At 71.4% G+C, this 20,935-nt stretch carries 18 protein-coding genes; 8 read left to right on the forward strand and 10 right to left on the reverse strand.

Translation table 11 applies throughout. The annotated features are described in order from the left end of the window. Positions 1–6: 6 nt before the first annotated feature. The 4 genes from O7616_RS15005 to O7616_RS15020 form a co-directional block, all read right to left on the reverse strand. Positions 7–966 (reverse strand): TAXI family TRAP transporter solute-binding subunit, encoded by a 960-nt coding sequence (locus tag O7616_RS15005; RefSeq protein ID WP_282307354.1) that lies wholly within the window; start codon positions 964–966, stop codon positions 7–9. A gap of 80 nt (positions 967–1,046) precedes the next feature. Continuing rightward, entirely contained in the window at positions 1,047–1,757 is a 711-nt protein-coding gene (locus O7616_RS15010; RefSeq protein ID WP_282307355.1) for a hypothetical protein, read from the reverse strand. Between the two features lie 106 nt (positions 1,758–1,863). Continuing rightward, the gene (yaaA, locus tag O7616_RS15015) at positions 1,864–2,661 is read right to left on the reverse strand and encodes a peroxide stress protein YaaA (RefSeq protein WP_282307356.1); all 798 of its coding nucleotides are present in this window, start codon (positions 2,659–2,661) and stop codon (positions 1,864–1,866) included. Positions 2,662–2,714: 53 nt separating this feature from the next. Beyond that, entirely contained in the window at positions 2,715–4,364 is a 1,650-nt protein-coding gene (locus O7616_RS15020) for a hypothetical protein (RefSeq protein ID WP_282307357.1), read from the reverse strand. 124 nt (positions 4,365–4,488) lie between these two features. On the opposite strand from O7616_RS15020, the gene O7616_RS15025 reads away from it, so the two are divergent. The 5 genes from O7616_RS15025 to O7616_RS15045 all read left to right on the forward strand — a co-directional run bounded on the left by O7616_RS15025 (position 4,489) and on the right by O7616_RS15045 (position 7,649). Further along, positions 4,489–5,529 (forward strand): phosphatase domain-containing protein, encoded by a 1,041-nt coding sequence (locus O7616_RS15025; protein ID WP_282261169.1) that lies wholly within the window; start codon positions 4,489–4,491, stop codon positions 5,527–5,529. Between the two features lie 216 nt (positions 5,530–5,745). Next, positions 5,746–6,183, forward strand: a complete 438-nt coding sequence (locus tag O7616_RS15030; RefSeq protein ID WP_282307358.1) for a hypothetical protein — start codon at positions 5,746–5,748, stop codon at positions 6,181–6,183. Further along, positions 6,180–6,782 carry a DUF6346 domain-containing protein gene (locus O7616_RS15035; protein WP_282307359.1) on the forward strand — a complete coding sequence of 201 codons (603 nt, stop codon included), beginning with the start codon at positions 6,180–6,182 and terminating at the stop codon, positions 6,780–6,782. Before O7616_RS15030 ends, O7616_RS15035 begins: the two co-directional genes overlap by 4 nt. Beyond that, positions 6,773–7,294 (forward strand): hypothetical protein, encoded by a 522-nt coding sequence (locus O7616_RS15040; protein WP_282307360.1) that lies wholly within the window; start codon positions 6,773–6,775, stop codon positions 7,292–7,294. Before O7616_RS15035 ends, O7616_RS15040 begins: the two co-directional genes overlap by 10 nt. 10 nt (positions 7,295–7,304) lie before the next feature. After that, a complete protein-coding gene (locus O7616_RS15045) occupies positions 7,305–7,649 on the forward strand; it encodes a hypothetical protein (RefSeq protein WP_282307361.1) in 345 nt (114 codons plus the stop codon). 97 nt (positions 7,650–7,746) lie between these two features. Here O7616_RS15045 and glgB read toward each other — a convergent pair whose 3' ends face one another. From glgB to O7616_RS15065, 4 genes are all read right to left on the reverse strand, one after another. Continuing rightward, positions 7,747–9,849: a 1,4-alpha-glucan branching protein GlgB gene (gene glgB / locus O7616_RS15050; protein ID WP_282307363.1), complete on the reverse strand. Its 2,103-nt coding sequence runs from the start codon at positions 9,847–9,849 to the stop codon at positions 7,747–7,749. Further along, positions 9,837–12,062 (reverse strand): alpha-1,4-glucan--maltose-1-phosphate maltosyltransferase, encoded by a 2,226-nt coding sequence (locus O7616_RS15055; RefSeq protein WP_282307364.1) that lies wholly within the window; start codon positions 12,060–12,062, stop codon positions 9,837–9,839. Before O7616_RS15055 ends, glgB begins: the two co-directional genes overlap by 13 nt. Positions 12,063–12,238: 176 nt before the next feature. After that, positions 12,239–13,036: a hypothetical protein gene (locus tag O7616_RS15060; RefSeq protein WP_282307365.1), complete on the reverse strand. Its 798-nt coding sequence runs from the start codon at positions 13,034–13,036 to the stop codon at positions 12,239–12,241. 67 nt (positions 13,037–13,103) lie between these two features. After that, a complete protein-coding gene (locus tag O7616_RS15065; protein WP_282307366.1) occupies positions 13,104–14,354 on the reverse strand; it encodes an HNH endonuclease signature motif containing protein in 1,251 nt (416 codons plus the stop codon). Positions 14,355–14,449: 95 nt separating this feature from the next. Between O7616_RS15065 and O7616_RS15070 the strand changes: the two genes are divergently transcribed. Further along, positions 14,450–15,397 (forward strand): inositol-3-phosphate synthase, encoded by a 948-nt coding sequence (locus O7616_RS15070; protein ID WP_282307367.1) that lies wholly within the window; start codon positions 14,450–14,452, stop codon positions 15,395–15,397. Here O7616_RS15070 and glgA read toward each other — a convergent pair. Beyond that, positions 15,390–16,601, reverse strand: coding sequence for a glycogen synthase (glgA, locus tag O7616_RS15075; RefSeq protein WP_282307368.1), 1,212 nt, complete (start codon positions 16,599–16,601; stop codon positions 15,390–15,392). The two genes, O7616_RS15070 and glgA, sit on opposite strands and share 8 nt — an antisense overlap. 72 nt (positions 16,602–16,673) lie before the next feature. Here glgA and glgC point away from each other — a divergent pair, with 72 nt between their 5' ends. Further along, complete coding sequence (glgC, locus tag O7616_RS15080; protein ID WP_088990519.1) at positions 16,674–17,906, forward strand: glucose-1-phosphate adenylyltransferase; 1,233 nt, start codon at positions 16,674–16,676, stop codon at positions 17,904–17,906. Positions 17,907–17,937: 31 nt separating this feature from the next. Beyond that, positions 17,938–19,578: a phosphoglucomutase (alpha-D-glucose-1,6-bisphosphate-dependent) gene (pgm, locus tag O7616_RS15085; RefSeq protein WP_282307369.1), complete on the forward strand. Its 1,641-nt coding sequence runs from the start codon at positions 17,938–17,940 to the stop codon at positions 19,576–19,578. A gap of 302 nt (positions 19,579–19,880) precedes the next feature. Here the strand turns inward: pgm and O7616_RS15090 are convergent, their stop codons facing one another. After that, positions 19,881–20,813, reverse strand: a complete 933-nt coding sequence (locus tag O7616_RS15090) for an NAD(+)/NADH kinase (protein WP_282307370.1) — start codon at positions 20,811–20,813, stop codon at positions 19,881–19,883. Positions 20,814–20,935 lie beyond the last annotated feature (122 nt).

The following is a 20,935-nucleotide window of genomic DNA, read 5'->3' on the forward strand; positions in this document are numbered from 1 at the left end:
GGGCCCTCAGGGTTTGGCCGCGCGGTACCAGTCGGCCGCCCCGGGGTGCAGCGCCAGCGGGGCGGTGACGATCGCCGAGCGAGGGCTCATCCGCCCCGCCGCCGGATGCGCGGCGGCCAGTTCGGCCCGGCGTTCCATCAACAACCTGGTCACCTCCCGGACCAACCGCTCGGGCAGGTCGGCCCGGACGATGAGGTAGTTCGGGTCGGCGACGGTGGTCACCGCGTCCACCCCGTACACCGAGCGGGGGATGTCCCGGGAGACGTAGACCTGGCCGTAGCGGTCGCGCAGCGGCTCGGTCCACTCGCTGAGGTCCACGATCCGGGTGGCGCTGCGCCAGGCCAACTCCTCGATACCCCGTACCGGCAACCCGCCGGAGAAGAAGAACGCGTCGATCCGCCCGGAACGAAGCGCCGCCACCGAGTCGTCCAGCCCGAGCCGTTCCCGACGCACCTCGTCGCCGCCGAGGCGGGCCACCTCCAGCAGCCGGGTCGCGGTGATCTCGGTGCCCGACCCGGGTGCGCCGACGGAGACGCGACGGCCCCGCAGGTCGCCGACGGTGCGTACCGGACCGCCGCCCGTGGTGACCAGGTGCAGCTGATCGTCGTACACCCGGGCGATGGCCGCGACGGAGGGATTCTCCGCCGTGGTCGTGGGCAGCACGTCGGCCTGGGTGAAGCCCAGCTCGGCCGCCCCCGAGCCGACCAGCTGCACGTTCTCCGCCGAGGCGGCGGTGATCACCACGCTGGCCCGTACGTCGCCGAGTTCCCGGTTGAGGATGGCCGCCAGGGACTGACCGAACGCGTAGTAGACGGCGGTGGGGCTGCCGGTGGCGATCCGGATCGTCGTCGTCTCGGTCGGGGCGTCCCGGCAGCCGGTCGCGAGCGTCGCGGTCAGCAGCACCGTCAACAGGGCCGCCGACCGCGCGCGGTGGCGACCGGGCCGGCTGGACGAGGTACGACTCACGCGCTGCACTGTGCGCCGTCGCACCGGTACGCGCAAGCCCCTTGCCGGGCCGTGCCGGCCCAGTGTGGCCGGCGCCTCGATCAGGACGCCGGACGACGTGCCGGCGGCGCCACGGTGCCCGCCGCCGTCGCGGGACCGCGCGCCGGCTCCAGCGCCGCGCTGCTCAGGATCCGTGCCCGGTCCGGGCCGTCGGCCACGCTGACCAGGAAGCAGCCGGTGCCGGGGCGGAGCCGGGCCGGGACGTCGAGCACCGCGGCACCGCGGATCAGCACCGCGGCCAGCTCGCGGTCGGTGAGCCGCACGCCGAGGATGTGCCGGCGGACGTGCCGCCCGGCGGCCAGCAGCGCCGAACGCCAGGCCGCCGCCGCGAGCCGGTTCACCAACCGTCGGCGCGCCGGCGAGGCCCCGGGCAGCGGCCCGCCGAGCAGCTCACGCCGCCCCTGCCACCAGCCCGCGTCCAACACCCGGGTGTACGCGTCCTGGTGCTCCTGCGGAACCCAGAGTCGGTGTAGTTCGTAACGGCGGCGCAGACCGCCGACGGCGACCTCGTGGGTGACCGGGACGTCCAGCCGGGCGAGCAGTTGCCGCATCCGTTGCGCCGCGTCCTCCCGGTTGAACTCCACCCCCGGGGTGTGCGCCGGCCGGGCCGTGGTCGGCCGGGCGGTGGTCGGGGGTGGCGTGCAGCGCAGCAGGCAGGCGGCCTCGAACGCGTCGCCCAGGGTCAGCCAGTCCAACGGAGGTGGCGGCGCCGGGGAACGGGGCCGGTCGAGCACTGCGGGTTCGGGGGTCAACGGAGGCTCCCTCGTCGGAGTCTGGGTGTCCCTACCGTGGCCCCTGCGTCCCCGTTACGGAACTGCTCCGGCCCAGCCTTGAGCAAATCTTGCGGCTGCCGACCGGTCAGAGGTCGGTGACCACCAGGTCCACCTGCCGTACGCGACCCGGCGCGGTGGCCTGCTCCACGACTGTGTGCTTCAGCTCGCCGAGCGTGCCGATCAGCTCGTCGGCGGTGCGCGGGCGGACGCCGGCGACGAGTAGGTCGCGGACGAGACGCCCCTTGGTCGCCTTGTTGAAGTGGCTGACCACCGAGCGGACCGGCACCCCGTCGACCTCACGCTCGTGCAGCACGCGCACGGTGACGGTCCGCTCGGCCAGCTTCCCGCGCGGCGTCCAGGTGGCCGCGTACGCCCCGGAGCGCAGGTCCAGCACCGGGCCGTTGCCGGCGGCGGCGTCCAGCACCGGGGTCAGCTCCCTGCGCCAGTACGCCGACAGCGCTCCGACGTCCGGCAGGCGGGCGCCGATCGGGCAGCGGTACGGCGGGATGCGGTCGGCCAGCCGCACCGCGCCCCACAGTCCGGAGCTGATCAGGATCGACCGGCGGGCCGCCCGTTGCGCCGCGGCCGGCAGCGAGGCCAGGTCCAACGCCTCGTAGAGCACACCGGTGTAGAGCCGTTCGGCCGGGGCGGTGGCCGCCTCCCGCAGTCGGGCGTTGCGGCGCAGCTCACCCCGCTGGCCCTCGCTGAGCCCGAGCGCCGACCGCGCGGCTTCGGCGTCCGGCCCGGCGCAGAGTGTCACCAGCGCGTCCAGCACCCGCTCCCGGGCCGGGTTCAGCTCGGGCAGCGACACCCGGTCCGGGGACCAGCGCCGTCCGGTGCCGGCGTCGGCCTTCCCCTCGGAGGGCGGCAGCAGGATGAGCATGGGTCTCCTCGACGGGTGCAACGGCGGCGGCCCGGCCAGCGTACGACCCGCCACTACCGCCAGGGTCGCACCGGGGTGTCGGGGTGGTACACGCGATAGCCACCGATCTCGCGTACCGGCGCGGCGTCGGCCCGGTCGGCGAGCAGTCGACGCAGCCGCCGATCCATCGGCGAGTCGACTTCCGTCACGTAGCCCGGCCGTTCGGCCCGCCCGACCTGCCGCCAGTACGGCAGGTAGCGGTTCTGCCCGGGGGACAGGTCGCCGTCGAGCACCCCGCAGACCACCGCCTCGTCGGTGTTGAAGATCAACCGGTTGCAGGTCCAGTAGTCCCCGTACACCTGGTGGGGGCCGTCGGCGCGCAACGCGGCGGCCAACTCCCGGGCCTGGGCCTCCTCGGTCCGGGACGCCCCGGTGCCGGTGGCCGCGAAGAGCACGGTGACCAGCAGCGCGATCGCGGTCAGGGCGGCCAACACGGCGGTGGACAGCGCCCCGGTGAGCCGCCCGAGCGCGCCGACGGTGCCCCGCCGGCAGGCCACCGCCACCACCCAGAGCGGCCAGAGCACCGCCGGCAGCGACAGCTGCAGCACCGACAGGTAACGGGCGTTGTCCAGCGGGCTGGTCGCGGCGAGCGGGCTACGTACGTACGACAGCAGGGTCAACCCGGCACCGGCGACCAGCGCGAGCTGCACGACCGGCCCGACCCGCTCCCCGCGTGGCCGGGCCGCCCGGCCGGTCTGCTCCCCGCGCGGTCGGGCCGCCCGGCGGTACGCGAGCACCGCGAACACCGCGCCGACCACCAGCAGCACCGGGTACAGCACCCCGAACCACTGTTGCCACCGACCGCAGCCGTCCACCGGGCAGAGCCCGTGCGCCAGCGGCACCCCCTCCAGCAGGCCGCCACGAATCCGGTCGGACCAGGGCGGCAGCGGACCGGTCTTGGTGCTGATCTCCCGGAACACCGACAGCGAGTCGTCACCGGGCCCGGCCCGCAGGTTGTCCACGATCATCGGCGCCACGCCGACGGCGACCCCCGCCACCAGCAGCAGACCGGACCAGCCGAGCAGTTCCCGCCGCACCGCCCACACCAGGGCCAGCCCCGCCACCGCCAGGTACGGCAGGATCAGCCAGTCCGACCAGAGGGCCAACCCGACGAGCAGACCGAACGCCGCGACCGCGAGCCGTCGGCGGTGGATCGTGCCGGCGGCCAACCCCACCGTGATCAGCAGCATCACCAGCACCGCCGGCTTAACCTCGGGTCGGCCGCCGACCACGGTGAGCTGGTCACGCACCACCCGCTCGCCGCCGAGTACGAGTAGGCCCACGACGAAGGTGGCGAACCAGGGTGCGCAGATGCGGCGGGTCAACCGGTGGATCAGATAGAGGAACAGCGCGTACAGCGCGAGCATCGGCAGCCGCAGCACCGGCCAGCTCGGCCCGGCCAGCGCCACCAGGGGAGCGGCCAGGTACGACTCCACCATCCCCATGTAGTGCTGGCCGTATAGGAACACCGGGCGTTCCCGGCCCTGCCCGATGTGTAGCGCGGCCAGGCCGAACGTCGCCTCGTCGCTGTTCGACACCGGCACCGTGAACAGCGTCAGGATCAGCCGGTAGAGCACACCGGCCAGCCCGAACAGCAGCGCGACGAGCGCCGGCCGGTCGAGTCGCGGACGCCGTCGCCCACGGTGCTGCTCTGTTTGCGACACGACCAACGCCCCCGTCGTCGTCCCGACCGGAGTGTTTCACGTTCGGCCGGGCCGCCGCGGTGGATCGGCGCAGTCGGAGACCACTCGCGTGGCCGTGGCTGTCGCCGTGTGGCAGGGTTGGCGCGTGCCACCCACTCCCGCCGGCCAACTGGCCGTTCCGAACCTGCACCGGGCTGCGCGGATCGAGGACGCCGTTCACCAGCTCGTCGAGCGTCGGCTGCGGCGCACCGGCTGGCGGGTCAACATCGTCGCGTACACCGGCTATGGCGCTCCGGGCTGGGTGCGGGTGATGTGCCGGGTGCTGCTGGGGCGTCCGGACACCCGCCAGCGGGGTCGGCTGGACAAGGTCCGCGGCTGGCGCAGCTTCACCACGCTGCCCAACAAGCACGTCACGGTGACCATCGAGGCCGGTGGGGTGCGGCACGAGACGCAGGCCGACCGCAGCGGCTTCGTCGACACACTCGTCGAGGCCGACCTGCCACCCGGCTGGGGCACCGTCCGCCTCAGCGTCCCGGACGCCGAACCCGTCGACGCGCCGGTGCGCATCCTCGACCCGGACGTCAAGTTCGGCATCCTCTCCGACATCGACGACACGGTGATGGTCACCGCGCTGCCCCGGCCGCTGCTCGCCGCCTGGAACACGTTCGTGCTCGACGAACACGCCCGAGCCGCCGTGCCCGGCATGGCGGTGCTCTACGAGCGGCTGGTCACCGCGCATCCCGGCGCGCCGGTCTTCTACCTCTCCACCGGCGCGTGGAACGTGGCACCCACCCTGACCCGCTTCCTGTCCCGGCACCTCTACCCGGCCGGGCCGCTGCTGCTCACCGACTGGGGCCCCACCGCCGACCGGTGGTTCCGCAGCGGCATGGAACACAAGCGGTCCACCCTGGCCCGGCTGGCCAAGGAGTTCCCTGACGTGCGCTGGCTGCTCGTCGGCGACGACGGCCAGCACGACCAGGAGATCTACCGGGAGTTCGCCGCCGCCCATCCGGAGAACGTCGCCGGGGTGGCGATCCGCCGCCTCTCCCCGACGCAGTCGGTGCTGGCCGGCACCCTGCCCGCCCCGGCCGGACGCCCGTCGTCCGGGCCGGTGGGGCAGAAGTGGCTGTCCGCCCCGGACGGCGCCGGCCTCTGGCAGTTGCTGCGCGACGCCGGCCTGGTCTGACCCACCGGCCGGCGCGTGCCCATCGCGTGCCCGCTGCCAAGATCCGCACAACATCAGCGATGTTGGTGTCTCCCGCGCGTCGGAGGCAGCACCATCCGGGACGTTGCGCGGATCTCCATGCCTCCCGCGCACCCAGGGACACCGGCAGCCTGGGTTGCTGGACTGCGCTACGGTCCCATCCGACCCGCCGGGGCGGGAGGCGGGAAAGGGGAGACAGTGACGTACGCGCAGCCACGGTTGGCGTCGGACGAACGAATCCTGTTCTCCCAGCGCGGATACCTCCCCTTCGGTGCGACGCCGTTGAGCGCCTGCGGGGCCATGCTCGTCCTCACCACCCGGCGCTTGCTCTTCGCACCTGTTCGGATCTGGAGGATCCGCAACCCCGTAGAGGGCTGGGTCCGCGCCAAGTCGATGAGCCTGTCCGACGTGGCGGCCGCAGACCCTGCATCCGGGGCGCGCTTGACGATCAGTTCCCGGTACGGCGACACCGTATCCTTCTGCGCCATCCTCCCTACCGGCTTGGGCTTCGTCTGGCACGTGCGCGACGCCGTTCCGTACCGGGACGAGACGGTACGGCGGATCAGGGAGGCAATTCGGAGCAGCGGATCTGGCCCAGGGCCCGCCGAGGTGGGCGACGGCGGTGCGTCCAGTTGAACGACGGCGACGTGGACCAGACCGCGCGTCTCCAGGGTGAGCAGATCGCCGCGTACGAACGGCGGGGACCTTTCTGGGGGCGTCTGACGCAGTTCGCGGCCGTGGTTGCCCTCGCCGTCGGGATCGTCGGCGCGACACTGGTGCTCGACACGGTGGCGAGCTTCTACCCGGGCACCGGAGTGGTGAAGTCGACTCCCGCACAGCGCCCGGCAGAGGCGACGGTCGACGACTGCCGCCGGGTCGGTCCGGTGAGCGGCGACGGCTTCGGTTTCTGGTGGCACTGCGCCGTGACGGTACGGACTGACGACGGTCGCGAGGTGCGGACCGTCGTCCGGCACTCGACAGTCACCCCCGACGACCGTGGCGAGCCGGTCGAGTTCCGCGAGGTCTGTCACGGCAAGGGCAACACCGACTGCCGGTACGGCCGTCCGGCGTGGCGCATCTGGGCTCTCGCTCTGGCGGTGTTGGGCATCATGCGGACCGGACTGGTTCTAGTGCTGCTCATGGGGATGGGGTTCTATCTACTTCGGACGGTGGTGGGCGTCCCGAGGTACTACGCCTGGATCAACCGCCGTGGCAGGAGCCGTAGATGGCGATGAGGAGTTGGGGCGCCTGGTTCGGCGGTGTGATGCTGTGGGCCCTGTTCGGCTTCATGATGGTGATGTTCAGCAGGAACCCGGCGAACGGCTGGGGTGGGTTGTTGCTGGTCGCCGCGTTCTTCGTCGGCATCTGTCACCTCACCACGCTCGCCACCATGTTCTCCTACGTGAAGGTGACCCCGTCCGCCCTCTTGGTGGTCAACCCGGGGCTGTCGACAGTGATCCCGTGGAGTCTCGTGCAGCAGGTGGACGCCGAGCACGGTCTCGTCGTGCGAGTTCGAGACGCGGACGATGTGCACTGCTACGCGTTTCAGCCCTCCCTTATGGGCCGGCTGGTGGGGTATCCCGGAGCCCATCGGGCGGTCGAGAAGATCGAGAGCTACGCGGATGCCCGGACAGCCGCCGAGGACCACCTGGAGCGAGCAGTTACCTGGAAACGGCACCTCCTGTTCCTGGTGGGCGGCTGGTCGGTCTTCGCGCTACTCGTACCGTCGTTGGTCCGTGTCCCTTGAGGAGAAGTAGATGTCCCACGAGCAGGTGGCCGCGACCAGGGGCCGCATGTCCTATCGACTGCTCGTGCTGTCGTGGCGGGTGATCTTCGTGTCGATCGCCGTCATCGCGTCGACTCAGGTCCTCAAGGCTCATCACCTGATCAGCCATGGCGTTTCGGTGGGCATCGTCGCCCCCCTTGTCGCGGTCTTCGTTGTCTCTGTCTTAACGGCGATCGTGACGATGGCGATCCAAGCTGCCCACTTCTCGGTGAGCCCTCTCGGCAGAGGCATTCTCGAGCGGCAGATGCAGTTCAGCCGCATGTTTCTGGTGGATCTGGTGACCCTGCCGTTGAATCCGGGCACCCGCCGGAAGTGACGCGAGGCCCCGACCGCAGCGAGCCCACACGGCAGCCACCGTGTGCGGTCTCCCGTCGGCGGAGCACCGCCAGTCGACCCCGCCTGCCTCAGACCATTCAGCCCTGGCGGAGCCAGACGGCACCCAACGGCGGGACCTGGAGCGCCGCCGACGCCACCATCCCGTGCCACGGCACGTCCTCGGCCCGTACCTCGCCCAGGTTGCCCACCCCGGACCCGCCGTAGTGGTGGGCGTCGGTGTTGAGCACCTCCTGCCACGTCCCGCCGGCCGGTAGGCCGATCCGGTAGTCGTGCAGCGGCAACGCGGAGAAGTTGGCGACGCAGACCAGGGTCGAGCCGTCGGGGGCGATCCGGACGAACGACACCGTGTTGTTGGCGACGTCGTCGCCGGCGATCCAGCGGAACCCGGCCGGGTCGGTGTCCTGCGCCCAGAGCGCGGGGGTGTCCCGGTAGACCCGGTTGAGGTCGCCGACGAGCCGCTGCACACCGGCGCGGGCCGGGTCGTGGAGGAGGTACCAGTCGAGGCCGCGCTCCTCGCTCCACTCCCGGTCGTCGGCCAGCTCGGAGCCCATGAAGAGCAACTGCTTGCCCGGGTGCGCCCACATGTACGCCAGCAGCGCGCGGACGTTCGCCAACCGCTGCCAGGTGTCGCCGGGCATCTTGCCGGCCAGCGAGCCCTTGCCGTGCACGACCTCGTCATGGCTGATCGGCAGCACGTAGTTCTCGCTCCAGGCGTACGCCAGGGAGAAGGTGAGCTGGTGGTGGTGGTGCTGGCGGTAGATCGGGTCCTTCGAGGTGTAGAGCAGGGTGTCGTGCATCCAGCCCATGTTCCACTTGAACCCGAAGCCCAGCCCGCCGTCGGCGGTGGAGCGGGTGACGCCCGGCCAGGCGGTGGACTCCTCGGCGATCATGACGACGCCGGCGTGGTGCTTGTAGACGGTCGCGTTCACCTCCTGCATGAGCGCGATGGCCTCCAGGTTCTCCCGACCGCCGTACTGGTTGGGCGCCCACTCGCCGTGGTTGCGGGAGTAGTCCAGGTAGAGCATCGAGGCGACGGCGTCCACCCGCAGCCCGTCGACGTGGAACTCCTCGCACCAGTAGAGCGCGTTGGCGACCAGGAAGTTGCGCACCTCGCTGCGGCCGAAGTCGAAGACGTACGTACCCCAGTCGGGGTGCTCGCCACGGCGCGGGTCGGGGTGTTCGTAGAGCGGGGTGCCGTCGAAGCGGCCCAGGGCCCACTCGTCCTTGGGGAAGTGCGCGGGCACCCAGTCGAGGATAACGCCGATGCCGGCGGCGTGCAGCCGGTCGACCAGGTAGCGGAAGTCGTCCGGGTCGCCGAAGCGGGACGTCGGGGCGTAGTAGCCGGTGACCTGGTAACCCCAGGAACCGCCGAACGGGTGCTCCATCACCGGCAGGAACTCGACGTGCGTGAAGCCCAGCCCGGTGACGTACTCGGTGAGCTGCTCGGCAAGCTCGCGGTAGCCCAGCCCGGGCCGCCACGAGCCGAGGTGCACCTCGTAGACGCTCATCGGCTCCTGGTGCGGCTGCCGTCCGGCCCGGCGGGCCAGCCAGTCCGCGTCGTTCCACCGGTACGTCGAGTGGTGCACCACGGACGCGGTGGCCGGCGGCACCTCCGCGTACGCGGCCAGGGGGTCGGCCTTGTCCCGCCACTGCCCGTCGGCGCCGAGGATCCGGTATTTGTAGCGCGCCCCGACCCGTGCGTTGGGCACGAACAGTTCCCACACGCCGGTGGAGCCGAGCGACCGCATCGGCCAGCCGTCGTCGGGCGCCCAGCCGGTGAAGTCGCCGATCACCCGGACGCCCCTTGCGTTGGGCGCCCACACGCTGAACGCGACGCCCTCGTCGAAGACCCGGGCGCCCAGCGCGTCCCACAGCCGCTCGTGCCGGCCCTCGCCGATCAGGTGCAGGTCCAGTTCGCCGAGCGTCGGCGGGTAGCGGTAGGGGTCGTCGTGCGCGGCCCCGTCGACCTCCACCCGGTAGTCGAGCACGGTGCCGTCGACGGTGGCCTCGAAGACGCCCACGTCGTGCACCCGCTTCATCGGGTACCGCTCGTCGCCGACGAGCAGCACCACGTCCCCGGCGCCCCGGCGCAGCGTGCGGATCGTCGTCGAGGAGTCGGCGGGGTGTGCGCCGAGCACCGCGTGCGGGTCGTGTGTCGCGCCGGAGATCAGCTGGTCCATCGGGCGTCCTTCGGTGCGGCGTCGGTCGGTGCCGGGGCGGACCGGCGAGCGGTCGACCGGCGCGGAGGGGTCGGAACGGGGCCGGACCGGCGGGGTGGGGTCGGCGCCGGGGCCGTCGGTGCGGTGGCCGTCGGTGCCGGGGCCGTCGGTGCGGTGGCCGTCGGTGCCGGGGCCGTCGGTGCGGTGCCGCCGGAGAGGTCGTCGGGCACGTCGGCGACGGTGAGGTCCGCCGGTTCGGTGCCCGCCGGTTCCGGCGCGACCGGCGGGGTCGGGCGGCGCACCGTCAACACGTGCGCCGGCTGCAGGTACGGGTCGAGCCGTACCGCGTTGCGTTGACCCCAGTCGTAGCTGGTGCCGGTCAACTCGTCGTGCACCGTGAACCGCTCGTGCCAGTCGAAGCCCAGCGCCGGCATGTCCAGGGTCGTGTTGCCCCACTGCACCTCGCGCGAGTCGAACGAGCAGACCACGATGACCGTGTTGCCGGTCTCCGGGTCGTGCTTCGACCAGCACAGCAACGCCGGGTTGTCGATCTCGTGGAACCGCAGGTTGCGCAGCTGGTGCAGCGCCGGGTTGTCCCGGCGTACCCGATTGAGGGTGGTCAGGAACGGGGCCAGCGACCGACCCTGCGCCTCGGCGGCGGCCCAGTCCCGGGGGCGCAGCTCGTACTTCTCGTTGTCCAGGTACTCCTCGGCACCCGGGCGCGCCACGTGTTCGAACAGCTCGAAACCGGCGTACATGCCCCAGGAGGGGGAGAGCAACGCGGCCAGCACCGCCCGGATCTTGAACATCGGCGGGCCACCGTGCTGCAACGACTCGTGCAGGATGTCCGGCGTGTTGGGCCAGAAGTTCGGCCGCATGTAGTCGGCCGACTCGACCAGCTCCTCGCAGTACTCCCGCATCTGCGCGGCCGTCGTGCGCCAGGTGAAATAGGTGTACGACTGGGTGAAGCCGATCTTGCCGAGACCGTGCATGATCGCCGGGCGGGTGAACGCCTCGGCCAGGAACAGCACGTCCGGGTCGACCGCCTTGACCTCGGCGATCAGCCAGTGCCAGAAGTCGAACGGCTTGGTGTGCGGGTTGTCCACCCGGAAGATCCGGATGCCCTCGCCGACCCAGTGCAGCACCACCCGCAACACCTCGGCCCGGATGCCCTCCGGGTCGTTGTCGAAGTTGACCGGGTAGATGTCCTGGTACTTCTTCGGCGGATTCTCCGCGTACGCGATGCTGCCGTCGGCCCGGGTGGTGAACCACTCCGGGTGCTCGGTCACCCACGGGTGGTCCGGGGCGCACTGCAACGCCAGGTCCATCGCCACCTCCAGGCCCTGCGCCGCGGCCGCCTGGACGAAGGCCCGGAAGTCCGCCGGCGTACCCAGGTCGGGGTGGATGGTGTCGTGGCCGCCCTCGGCGGCGCCGATCGCCCACGGCGAGCCCACGTCGGTCGGCCCGGCGGTGAGCGCGTTGTTGCGGCCCTTGCGGTTGACCCGGCCGATCGGGTGGATCGGCGGCAGGTAGAGCACGTCGAAGCCCATCGCGGCCACCCCCGGCAGCCGGTCGGTGGCGGTCGCGAACGTGCCGGACCGCCCGCCCACGGCGCCCTCCGAGCGGGGGAAGAACTCGTACCAGGCGGAGAAGAGCGCCCGCTTGCGGTCGACCCAGATGGAGTACGTGTCACCCGCCGTCACCAGCTCTCGCACCGGGTGCTCCCAGAGCAGGTCGGCCAGGGCGAGCGCCGGGCCGACCCGCTGCGGCAGCGGCAGGTCGGTCTCGACGAGGGCGGTGAGCGCGTCGGCGACCCGGGGTCGGTCGGCGGCCGGCACCAGGTCGCGGGCGGCGGCGAGCACCCGAGCGCCCTCGGCCAGGTCGTTGGCCAGGTCGGTCGCGCCCTGCCCGGCGGCGATCTTCTTGGTCACCGCGTTCTGCCAGGTCAGGTACGGGTCCTGGAACGCCTCGACGGAGAAGGTCCACTCGCCGACGGCGTCCGGCGTGATGGTGGCGTGCCAGCGGTCCTGGCCCGGCTCGCCGGGGCGCATCCGGGTGAACGGGCGTTGCTCGCCGTCCGGTCCGGCCCACACCACGGTGCAGCCGAGCGCGTCGTGCCCCTCCCGGTAGGCGCGCGCCGACACCGGAACCGGCTCGTCGACCACCGCCTTGGCCGGGTACCGCCCGCACGAGACGACGGGGGAGACGTCTTCGATCGGGAACCGTCCAGTCACCCCGCCAACCTACTGCGCGAGATCCGTTCGCGCGCGGCCAAGCACCCCCGTCCGCCTCTCACCCCGGGTCGGCCTCGAAGATCCGCACACTTTCGGGGACGTTGCTGTGTCGATGGGCTCTGAAGCAGCACCGTCCCCGACGTTGTGCGGATCTTCGAGGTTCCCGAAAGGTGCGATCAGGCGGAGTGCCCCCGGTCGGAGGAGGGCCCGCCGTTCCAGCCGGTGTTCGTCGCCCGCCAGGACGGCCAACCGTGCGGCCACGTGTCGGGCCAGTTGTCGATTCGGCCGGCCGGCACGATCCCGGTGGGGTTAAGCGCGTCTCGGGCGACCCGATCGGACACCTCGCCGATCTCCACCGCGGTCAACGGTGCCCACCAGCCGAACCGCTCGAGCGCTCCGTCGACCACCACCTGTGCCTGTTCCGACGGTATGCCGGCGGCGGTGAGGAACCACCGCAGCGTGAGCTGACAGTTCCCCTGCCAGCCGTCGTCATCGACGACGGGGGTGGCGGCGAAAGTCATCAGCTGTGTGACGGCGGCCTCCCAGGCGGCGATGACATCCGCCGCACCGGCGGCCCGCGTCGGATCGAGCGACGGAAGAATGTGATCGAAACGCTCAGCCAGGCTCTCCAACCAGTGCCGCCAGGCCAGCAGCGACTCGGCGACGAACGTCGGCGCGTCAGCCGGTGTAGGAATGCGGTCGGTCACGAAGCCCACATGCTCCCGCTCCCAGGGCCCCCAGTGCCAGCGGTAGGCCCACGGACCGTACCGCTCGGCCAGGAGCACGCTGACGGACTCGACCCAGGCGGAGGCGTCTGAATACCCGGCCCACCCATCGTCGCGGGTCGGCTGGGGAGGCGGCGGAGGCACCAACGTCTGAACTGCCACTGACATCTCGACCGGGTCGAACGGGTACCGCGCCGGGTCGACGTCCGCCCACGTCTCGAGGAGATGCCTCAGCCCGTCCGCTGCCACGGCTCAGCATCGTGGCAGCCGGCCATCCCATGCGTCCAGCCAATATCCGAAGGTGGCGGCCTCGTTGCTATCTGCGCGGGTGGTAGTTGTTGCGCCGGGGGAGTTGCTCAGGATCGAGCCAGGCCGGCGGCACGAACTCGGGATGGCCGTCACCGCTGAGCCGCACCGTCCAGTCGCCCTGGTGGAGGTGTCGGTGGTGGTGGCCGCAGAGCAGCACGGCATTGCCGAGGCTGGTGTCGCCGCCATCGGCCCAGTGCCGGATGTGGTGGCCGTCGCACCAGCGCGGCGGGCGGTCACAGCCGGGGAACGCACAGCCCCGGTCGCGCAGCACGAGGGCGCGGCGCAGCGGACCGCTGATGAGGCGGCGTTGCCGGCCGACGTCGAGGACCTGTCCGCTGCCGTCGAGCACGGCGGGCAGGATGCGCGCGTCGCAGGCGAGCCGACGCACGGCCTCGGCACTGAGCTGTAGACCGCTGTCCAGAGCGCCAGTGCCCACCTGCCGCGTCAACCCGTCGTAGCTGGTGGTGACGACGACCTGGGTCAGGTCGCCACCGTTCTCGGGTAGCTCACCGCTGCGCAGGGCGAGCCGGCACACGTCAGCCAGGGCGTCGTGGCGGCGTTGACCCGGGGTGCGGGTGTCGTCGGGCCCGGTGGGCGTGGTGAGCGGGTCGATTGCGGCGCGCAGCGCGGCGGCGGCTTCGGTGTCGAGGATGCCGACGAGGCGCAGACGACCGTCGGTCTGCTCACTGATGGTGAGGTGCCGATCCCGGGCGGCCTGCGCCTCCTGCGCCCGCAGCGCCGCCTCGGCAGCGGCGTCGGCGACCTCGGGGGCGACGTGGTCGAGGATCCGGGAGCCGAGCTTCCGCAACAGGGCGGCGTCGAACTGCGCCGCCCAGTCGACGAGGACGCCGACCGCCTTGTCGGCGGCCTGCGCCCCGGCGGCGGTCTGGACGGTCGCGACCGTTTCGGCGATGACCCGTACCTGTTCCAGGTCGACCGTTCCGCAAGACAACGCGTCCCGGATCCCGGCCGGGGCGGTGTCGAGCGTCGCGGCCATCTCCACCAGTCGCCGGGCGGCACCGACCCCGAGCCGCAGCCGGTCGCGCAGCCACACCGCCGTCGAGGACGCGCCCAGCGCCGTCGCAGTGCCTCGACCGTCCAGTTCCCGTACGAGACTCAGCTTGACTGCCGCCAAGCGCTGCTCCAGGCGATGAGTCGCATCCAACGCCGCCACGAGATCGCGTTCGCCGACGGCCCAGGCGGGCGTCTCGAAGCAGGCCGCCACCACAGCCTCCGCCTGCTCCAACGCATCGATCACCTCTGAAGAATAGAACAGGTGTACGACAAGTTCTGGTGCCGGTGACGGTCCTGTCGGGGCGGCTCACCACATCGGAGGTGACGTAACCTCCGGCCATGATCAAACGGGTGAAGCTCGCGGTTGTCGGTGTCGGCAACAACACGTCGGCACTGGTGCAGGGGCTCGCCCTCTACCGCCAGAGCGGCAGCCTGATCGGGATCCGCAGACCGGTGATCGACGGGCTCGGGGTGGCCGACATGGACGTCGTGGCGGCCTTCGCCACCTCGGCGGAGAAGGTCGGTCGGGACCTGACCGAAGCGATCTTCCTGCCGCCCAACAACTTTCCCCGGCTGCCGTGCGACCTGCCCAGGGCGGATGTGCCCGTCACGAAGGGCCTCGTCGACGTGAGCGAGGTGCGGCGGGTGGCGGCGGCGCTGGCGGGAGCGGAGGTGCTGCTCTACTCGGCGCCGAGTGGCCGACCGGCGACCGCCCAGGCGTACGCCGAGGCAGCTCTCACCGCCGGTGTCGCCTTCATCAACACCACCGCCGACCCGGTGGCCCGCGATCCACGCCGGATGGAGAGGTTCGAGGCGGCCGGCCTGCCGCTGATCGGCGACGACCTGGCCAGCCAGTTCGGCACCTCGGTGGTGCACAACGCGCTGCTGCGGCTTCTGAAGGAGCGGGGCCTCACCCTGGTCAGCTCCTACCAGGTCAACCTGGGCGGCACCGAGGACTTCCGCAACCTGGTCGAGAACCCCGACACCAAGAAGCGGTCCAAGCTCAACGCCCTGTCGGACGACGCCGACGGCGTCGAGGTCGCCCCCCTCGGTTACCTGCCGCACCTCGGGTCGCAGAAGGTGGCGCACCTCAACGTCGAGGCCCAGGGCTGGGGTGAGACCTCCGTGAGCCTCGACGTGAAACTGAAGGTGCACGATCCGAGTGGCGCCGCGGGCGTCAACATCGACCTGGTCCGCATCGCCGCCAGCGCCCTGCGGAACGGGCGTGGTGGTCACTGCGCCGAGGCGACGTCGTTGCTCAAGTCGCCGCCGGGAACGGCTAGCTGAGGTCGGCGCCGACCGAGAGGTAGACCTCCAGCGTCTGGCGGGCGATGGAGTCCCAGGAGAAGTGCTCCACCGCGCGTCGGCGACCGGCCAGGCCGAACCGTTCGGTACGCGCCGGGTCGGCGAGCAGCGTGTTGATCGCCGCCGCCAGGTCGGCCACGAACCTCTCCGGCGCCAGCGGGGTGCCGGACCCGTCGGTGGCCTGCTCGATGGGCACCAGCAGGCCCGTCTCGTCACCGGCCACGACCTCGGGGATGCCGCCGGTGGCGGTGGCCACCACGGCCGTCTCGCAGGCCATCGCCTCCAGGTTGACGATGCCCATCGGCTCGTACACCGACGGGCAGACGAAGACCGTCGCGTGGGTGAGCACCTGGATCACCTCGGGCTTGGGCAGCATCTCGGCCACCCAGACCACACCGGAACGGTTGGCCCGCAACTCCGCGACCAAGTCCTCCACCTCGGCGGCGATCTCCGCCGTGTCCGGCGCCCCGGCGAGCAGCACGAGCTGCGTGTCCGCCGGCAACTCCCGGGCGGCCCGTAGCAGGTACGGCAGCCCCTTCTGCCGGGTGATCCTTCCCACATAGACCACGCTGGGACGGGACGGGTCGATGCCGAGTCGGTCGAGCACGTCGGTGTCGTGGTCCGGGGCGTACTGCACGGTGTCGATGCCGTTGTAGACCACCCGGACCTTCGACGGGTCGATCTGCGGGTAGGCCGTCAGCACGTCGGTCCGCATCCCCCCGCTCACGGCGATCACCGCGTCGGCGGCCTCCATCGCGGTCCGCTCGATCCAGGACGAGAGCGCGTACCCGCCACCGAGCTGCTCGGCCTTCCACGGCCGCAGCGGCTCCAGGCTGTGCGCGGTCACCACGTGCGGCACCCCGTGCAGCAGTTTCGCGGTGTGTCCGGCCAGGTTCGCGTACCAGGTGTGGCTGTGCACCACGTCGGTGCCCGCCGTCCCGGCGGCCATCTCCAGGTCCACACCCATCGTCCGTAGCGCGGCGTTCGCACCGGTCAGGCCGGGCGGTTCGGGGTACGCGGTGACGCCCGGCTCGGTGCGCGGTCGGCCGAAGCAGTGCACCCGGACGTCGGTGCGGCGGCGCAACTCCCGGGCCAGGTACTCGACGTGCACGCCCGCCCCGCCGTAGACCTCCGGCGGGTACTCGCGGGTGAGCAGATCGACGCGCAGCGGGGTGGGTTCCGTCATGACCCCGCACCCTAGTGCAGAAGACTCCCCGTACGAGTGGTGAAGTGCGACGCGGGTGGATAGCGTCGGGGCATGGCTGCCAAGGTGCTCGCGATCGTCCTGGCGGGTGGGGAGGGCAAGCGCCTGATGCCACTCACCACGGACCGGGCCAAGCCGGCCGTCCCGTTCGGCGGGATGTACCGCATGGTCGACTTCGTCCTCTCCAACCTGGCCAACGCCGGCTATCTCAAGATCGTCGTGTTGACCCAGTACAAGTCCCACTCCCTCGACCGGCACATCACCAAGACCTGGCGGATGTCCACGCTGCTCGGCAACTACGTCACCCCGGTGCCCGCGCAGCAGCGTCGGGGCCCGTGGTGGTTCGCCGGCTCTGCCGACGCCATCTACCAGAGCTTCAACCTCATCAACGACGAGCAGCCCGACTATGTGATCGTCTTCGGCGCCGACCACATCTACCGGATGGATCCCCGGCAGATGGTGGAGGACCACATCGCCTCCGGCGCCGCGGTGACCGTCGCCGGCATCCGCCAGCCGCTGTCGATGGCCGACCAGTTCGGCGTCATCGAGGTCGGCGAGGACGGCAAGCGCATCCGGGCGTTCCGCGAGAAGCCGACCGACGCGGTCGGTCTGCCCGACGCGCCGGACGAGATCTACGCCTCGATGGGCAACTACGTCTTCACCACCCGCGCCCTCTGCGAGGCGGTCGAGCGCGACGCGGAGGACAAGACCAGCAAGCACGACATGGGCGGCAGCATCATCCCGATGCTCGTCGAGCGGGGCGAGGCGAACGTCTACGACTTCCGCGACAACGAGGTGCCGGGCAGCACCGACCGGGATCGCGGCTACTGGCGCGACGTGGGGACGCTCGACTCGTTCTACGACGCGCACATGGATCTGATCAACGTGCACCCCGTCTTCAACATGTACAACTTCGACTGGCCGATCTACACCGAGCAGCTGCCGTGGCCGCCGGCGAAGTTCGTCCACCAGTGGGGTGAGCGGGTCGGCCGCGCGGTCGGCTCGATGGTCTCCCCGGGCGTGGTCATCTCCGGTTCGCTGGTGGAGAACTCGATCGTGTCGCCGAAGGTGCGGGTGCACTCCTGGGCGCACGTCGAGGGCTCGGTGCTGATGGAGGGTGTGGAGATCGGCCGGCACGCGGTGGTCCGGCGGGCCATCCTGGACAAGAACGTGTTCGTCCCGGAGGGCGTCGAGATCGGCGTCGACCTGGAGAAGGACCGGCAGCGCTACACCGTCTCCGACAACGGCATCGTGGTGATCGGCAAGGGCCAGAAGGTCGAGCCGTGACCGGCCCGTACTTCCCGAGGAGGATCCCGCAGTGACCCACCCCCGTGCCGGCCAGCCCGCCGAGCCCGCCGACCTGGTCGACGTGCCGCGCCTGGTCACCGCCTACTACGCCGAACACCCGGATCCCACGGACCCGGCGCAGCAGGTCTCCTTCGGCACCTCCGGCCACCGCGGCTCCAGCCTGCGCAACGCGTTCAACTCCGACCACATCCTCGCGGTCACCCAGGCGCTCTGCGACTACCGGCGGGAGCAGGGCCTCGACGGCCCGCTGTTCCTCGCCCGCGACACCCACGCGCTCTCCGCCCCGGCCGCCGTGGACGCGCTGGAGGTGCTCGCCGCCAACGGGGTCACCGTGTTGGTGGACAGCCGCGACGGCTACACCCCCACGCCGGCGCTGTCGCACGCGATCCTCACCCACAACCGGGGGCGCACCAGCGGGCTCGCCGACGGCATCGTGATCACCCCGTCGCACAACCCGCCCGACGACGGCGGCTTCAAGTACAACCCCACCAACGGCGGGCCGGCCGACACCGACGTGACCCGGTGGATCCAGGACCGCGCCAACGCGATCCTGGCCGCCGGGCTCAAGGAGGTCCGCCGGATCACCTACGCGCGGGCTCGGGCCGCCGACACCACCGGGGAGTACGACTTCCTCGCGCACTACGTCGACGACCTGCCGGCGGCGATCGACATCGACGCGATCCGCGACGCCGGGGTGCGGATCGGAGCGGACCCGCTGGGTGGGGCGAGCGTGGCGTACTGGGGCGAGATCGCCGAGCGGCACCGACTCGACCTGACCGTGGTCAACCCGACGGTCGACCCGACCTGGCGGTTCATGACCCTGGACGGCGACGGCAAGATCCGGATGGACTGCTCTTCGCCGAACGCGATGGCGTCGCTGATCGCCGCCCGCGCCGATTTCCAGATCTCCACCGGCAACGACGCGGACGCCGACCGGCACGGCATCGTCACCCCCGACGCCGGCCTGATGAACCCCAACCACTTCCTGGCGGTGGCGATCGGTCACCTGTTCCGTACCCGTACCGAATGGGGTCCGGCCGCCGCCGTGGGCAAGACGCTGGTCTCCTCGTCGATGATCGACCGGGTCGCCGCGGACCTGGGCCGACCGCTGCTGGAGGTGCCGGTCGGCTTCAAGTGGTTCGTGCCCGGCCTGCTCGACGGGGCGGTCGGCTTCGGCGGTGAGGAGAGCGCTGGGGCGTCGTTCCTGCGCCGCGACGGCTCCACCTGGACCACCGACAAGGACGGCATCCTGCTCTGCCTGCTCGCGTCGGAGATCCTGGCCACCACCGGGCGCACCCCGAGCGAACACTGGGCGGAGCTGGCCGAGCGCTTCGGCGCCCCCGCGTACGCCCGGATCGACGCCCCGGCCAGCCGGGAGCAGAAGGCGGTGCTCGGCAAGCTCTCCCCGGAGCAGGTGACCGCCACCGAGCTGGCCGGTGAGCCGATCACCGCGACGCTGACGACGGCACCCGGCAACGGCGCGCCCATCGGCGGGCTGAAGGTCAGCACCGAGTCCGGTTGGTTCGCCGCGAGGCCCTCCGGCACGGAGGACGTCTACAAGATCTACGCCGAGTCCTTCCAGGGCCCCGACCACCTGAAGAAGATCCAGGAAGAAGCCAAGAACCTGGTAGACCAGGCCCTGGCAGCGTAGCGGCAGGAGGACCCGAGTGGGCCTGCGTCCGGCGGTGCCCACGCCCGGGTGTGCCCGGCCAACCCGCGGCGCCCAAGATCCGCGCAACTTCCCCGATCCTGCTGCCTCCCGGCTGTCGGAGGCAGCAGGATCCCCGATGTTGTGCGGATCTTGGTGACGAGCGCCCGCCTCCGCGCCTCCGCGCCACGGTGATCAAGAGGTTTGCGTCATGCCCACCGGCGTGTCGTGACGCAAACCTCTTGATCAACCGCAGTGGCGCGGCGAAGCGCGGGCCGGGCAGCGCAGGGGTGGGGTGGGGTGGGTCAGCAGGGTGGGGGGTCGGCGGGTGGGGGGAGTTCCTGGCTGCGTCGGCGTAGCTCTTCGGGGAGCAGTTCGCGGAGCTGCTCGGGCAGGAACGGCAGGTCGAGCAGCGTCATCTTCAACTGGTTGCGCTCCTGGTAGCGCAACGGGTCGAAGCGGACCACCAGACCGGCGTCGCGGCGGTACGAGATGTCCACCGCCCCCTCCGTCGCCGCGTCGCGGAACACCAACCCGTCCATCTCCACGACGACCGGCGACGAGTTGGGCTGTAGCTCCAACCGGATCTTCTCGTCCGGTGAGAGCACGACCGCCCGGGAGATGCCGGCCATCGGCGCCGCCGGCGTGATCACGACCGAGTCCGCCGCCGGGGAGATCAGTGGACCACCGGCCGCGTAGCTGTACGCCGTCGAACCGATCGGGGTGCTGACCACCACGGCGTCGCTGCGGTAGTAGCCGTACTGCTGGCCGTCGATGGCGAGCGTGACGCTGACGAAGCCGGCGCCCGGCTGGCGGACCAGGGCGATGTCGTTGAACGCCACGACGTCGTCACCGCACACGTCGCAGGCGAGGCAGGCGTGCGATTCGACGGTGAAGTCCTTCGACAGCAGCCGGCTCAGCGCGTCGGGCAACTCCGGCGGCTCGACCTCGACAAGGAAACCCAGCCGACCCAGGTGTACGCCGAGCACCGGCTTCGGGTCGCGGACGGCGGAGCGCAACGCGCCCAGCATGGTGCCGTCGCCGCCGATGCTGATCAACGCGTCGGCGCGGCCGGCGACCTCGCCGTCCGGCACCGGTTCGACGCTGGACGGGACGCGGTGCTGGTCCTCCTCGCGCACGAACAGCGTCTTGTGGTGGCGGGTGGCCCACCGTTCGATGATTTCGACCACCTCGGTGACATCCCGGGTGGGGTGCAGCACAAGTCCCAGCCCCGACACCCGTACAGCTCATCACATCGGTGGCCGCCGCACCCGGCGTACGCCGAAGGTGCGCCGGCGGCCCATCCGGCGTACGCCCGAGGTGCGCCGACGGCCCACGGACCGCCGGCGCACCTCCCCGC

Source organism: Micromonospora sp. WMMD964, assembly GCF_029581455.1.
Classification (GTDB): Bacteria; Actinomycetota; Actinomycetes; order Mycobacteriales; family Micromonosporaceae; genus Micromonospora.

Excerpts from the sequence above, each read along its gene's own strand:
- yaaA (WP_282307356.1), bottom strand. The coding sequence starts at position 2,661 with ATGCTCATCCTGCTGCCGCCCTCCGAGGGGAAGGCCGACGCCGGCACC.
- O7616_RS15040 (WP_282307360.1), top strand. The coding sequence starts at position 6,773 with ATGGCGATGAGGAGTTGGGGCGCCTGGTTCGGCGGTGTGATGCTGTGG.
- O7616_RS15045 (WP_282307361.1), top strand. The coding sequence starts at position 7,305 with ATGTCCCACGAGCAGGTGGCCGCGACCAGGGGCCGCATGTCCTATCGA.
- glgB (WP_282307363.1), bottom strand. The coding sequence starts at position 9,849 with ATGGACCAGCTGATCTCCGGCGCGACACACGACCCGCACGCGGTGCTC.
- O7616_RS15070 (WP_282307367.1), top strand. The coding sequence starts at position 14,450 with ATGATCAAACGGGTGAAGCTCGCGGTTGTCGGTGTCGGCAACAACACG.
- glgA (WP_282307368.1), bottom strand. The coding sequence starts at position 16,601 with ATGACGGAACCCACCCCGCTGCGCGTCGATCTGCTCACCCGCGAGTAC.
- glgC (WP_088990519.1), top strand. The coding sequence starts at position 16,674 with ATGGCTGCCAAGGTGCTCGCGATCGTCCTGGCGGGTGGGGAGGGCAAG.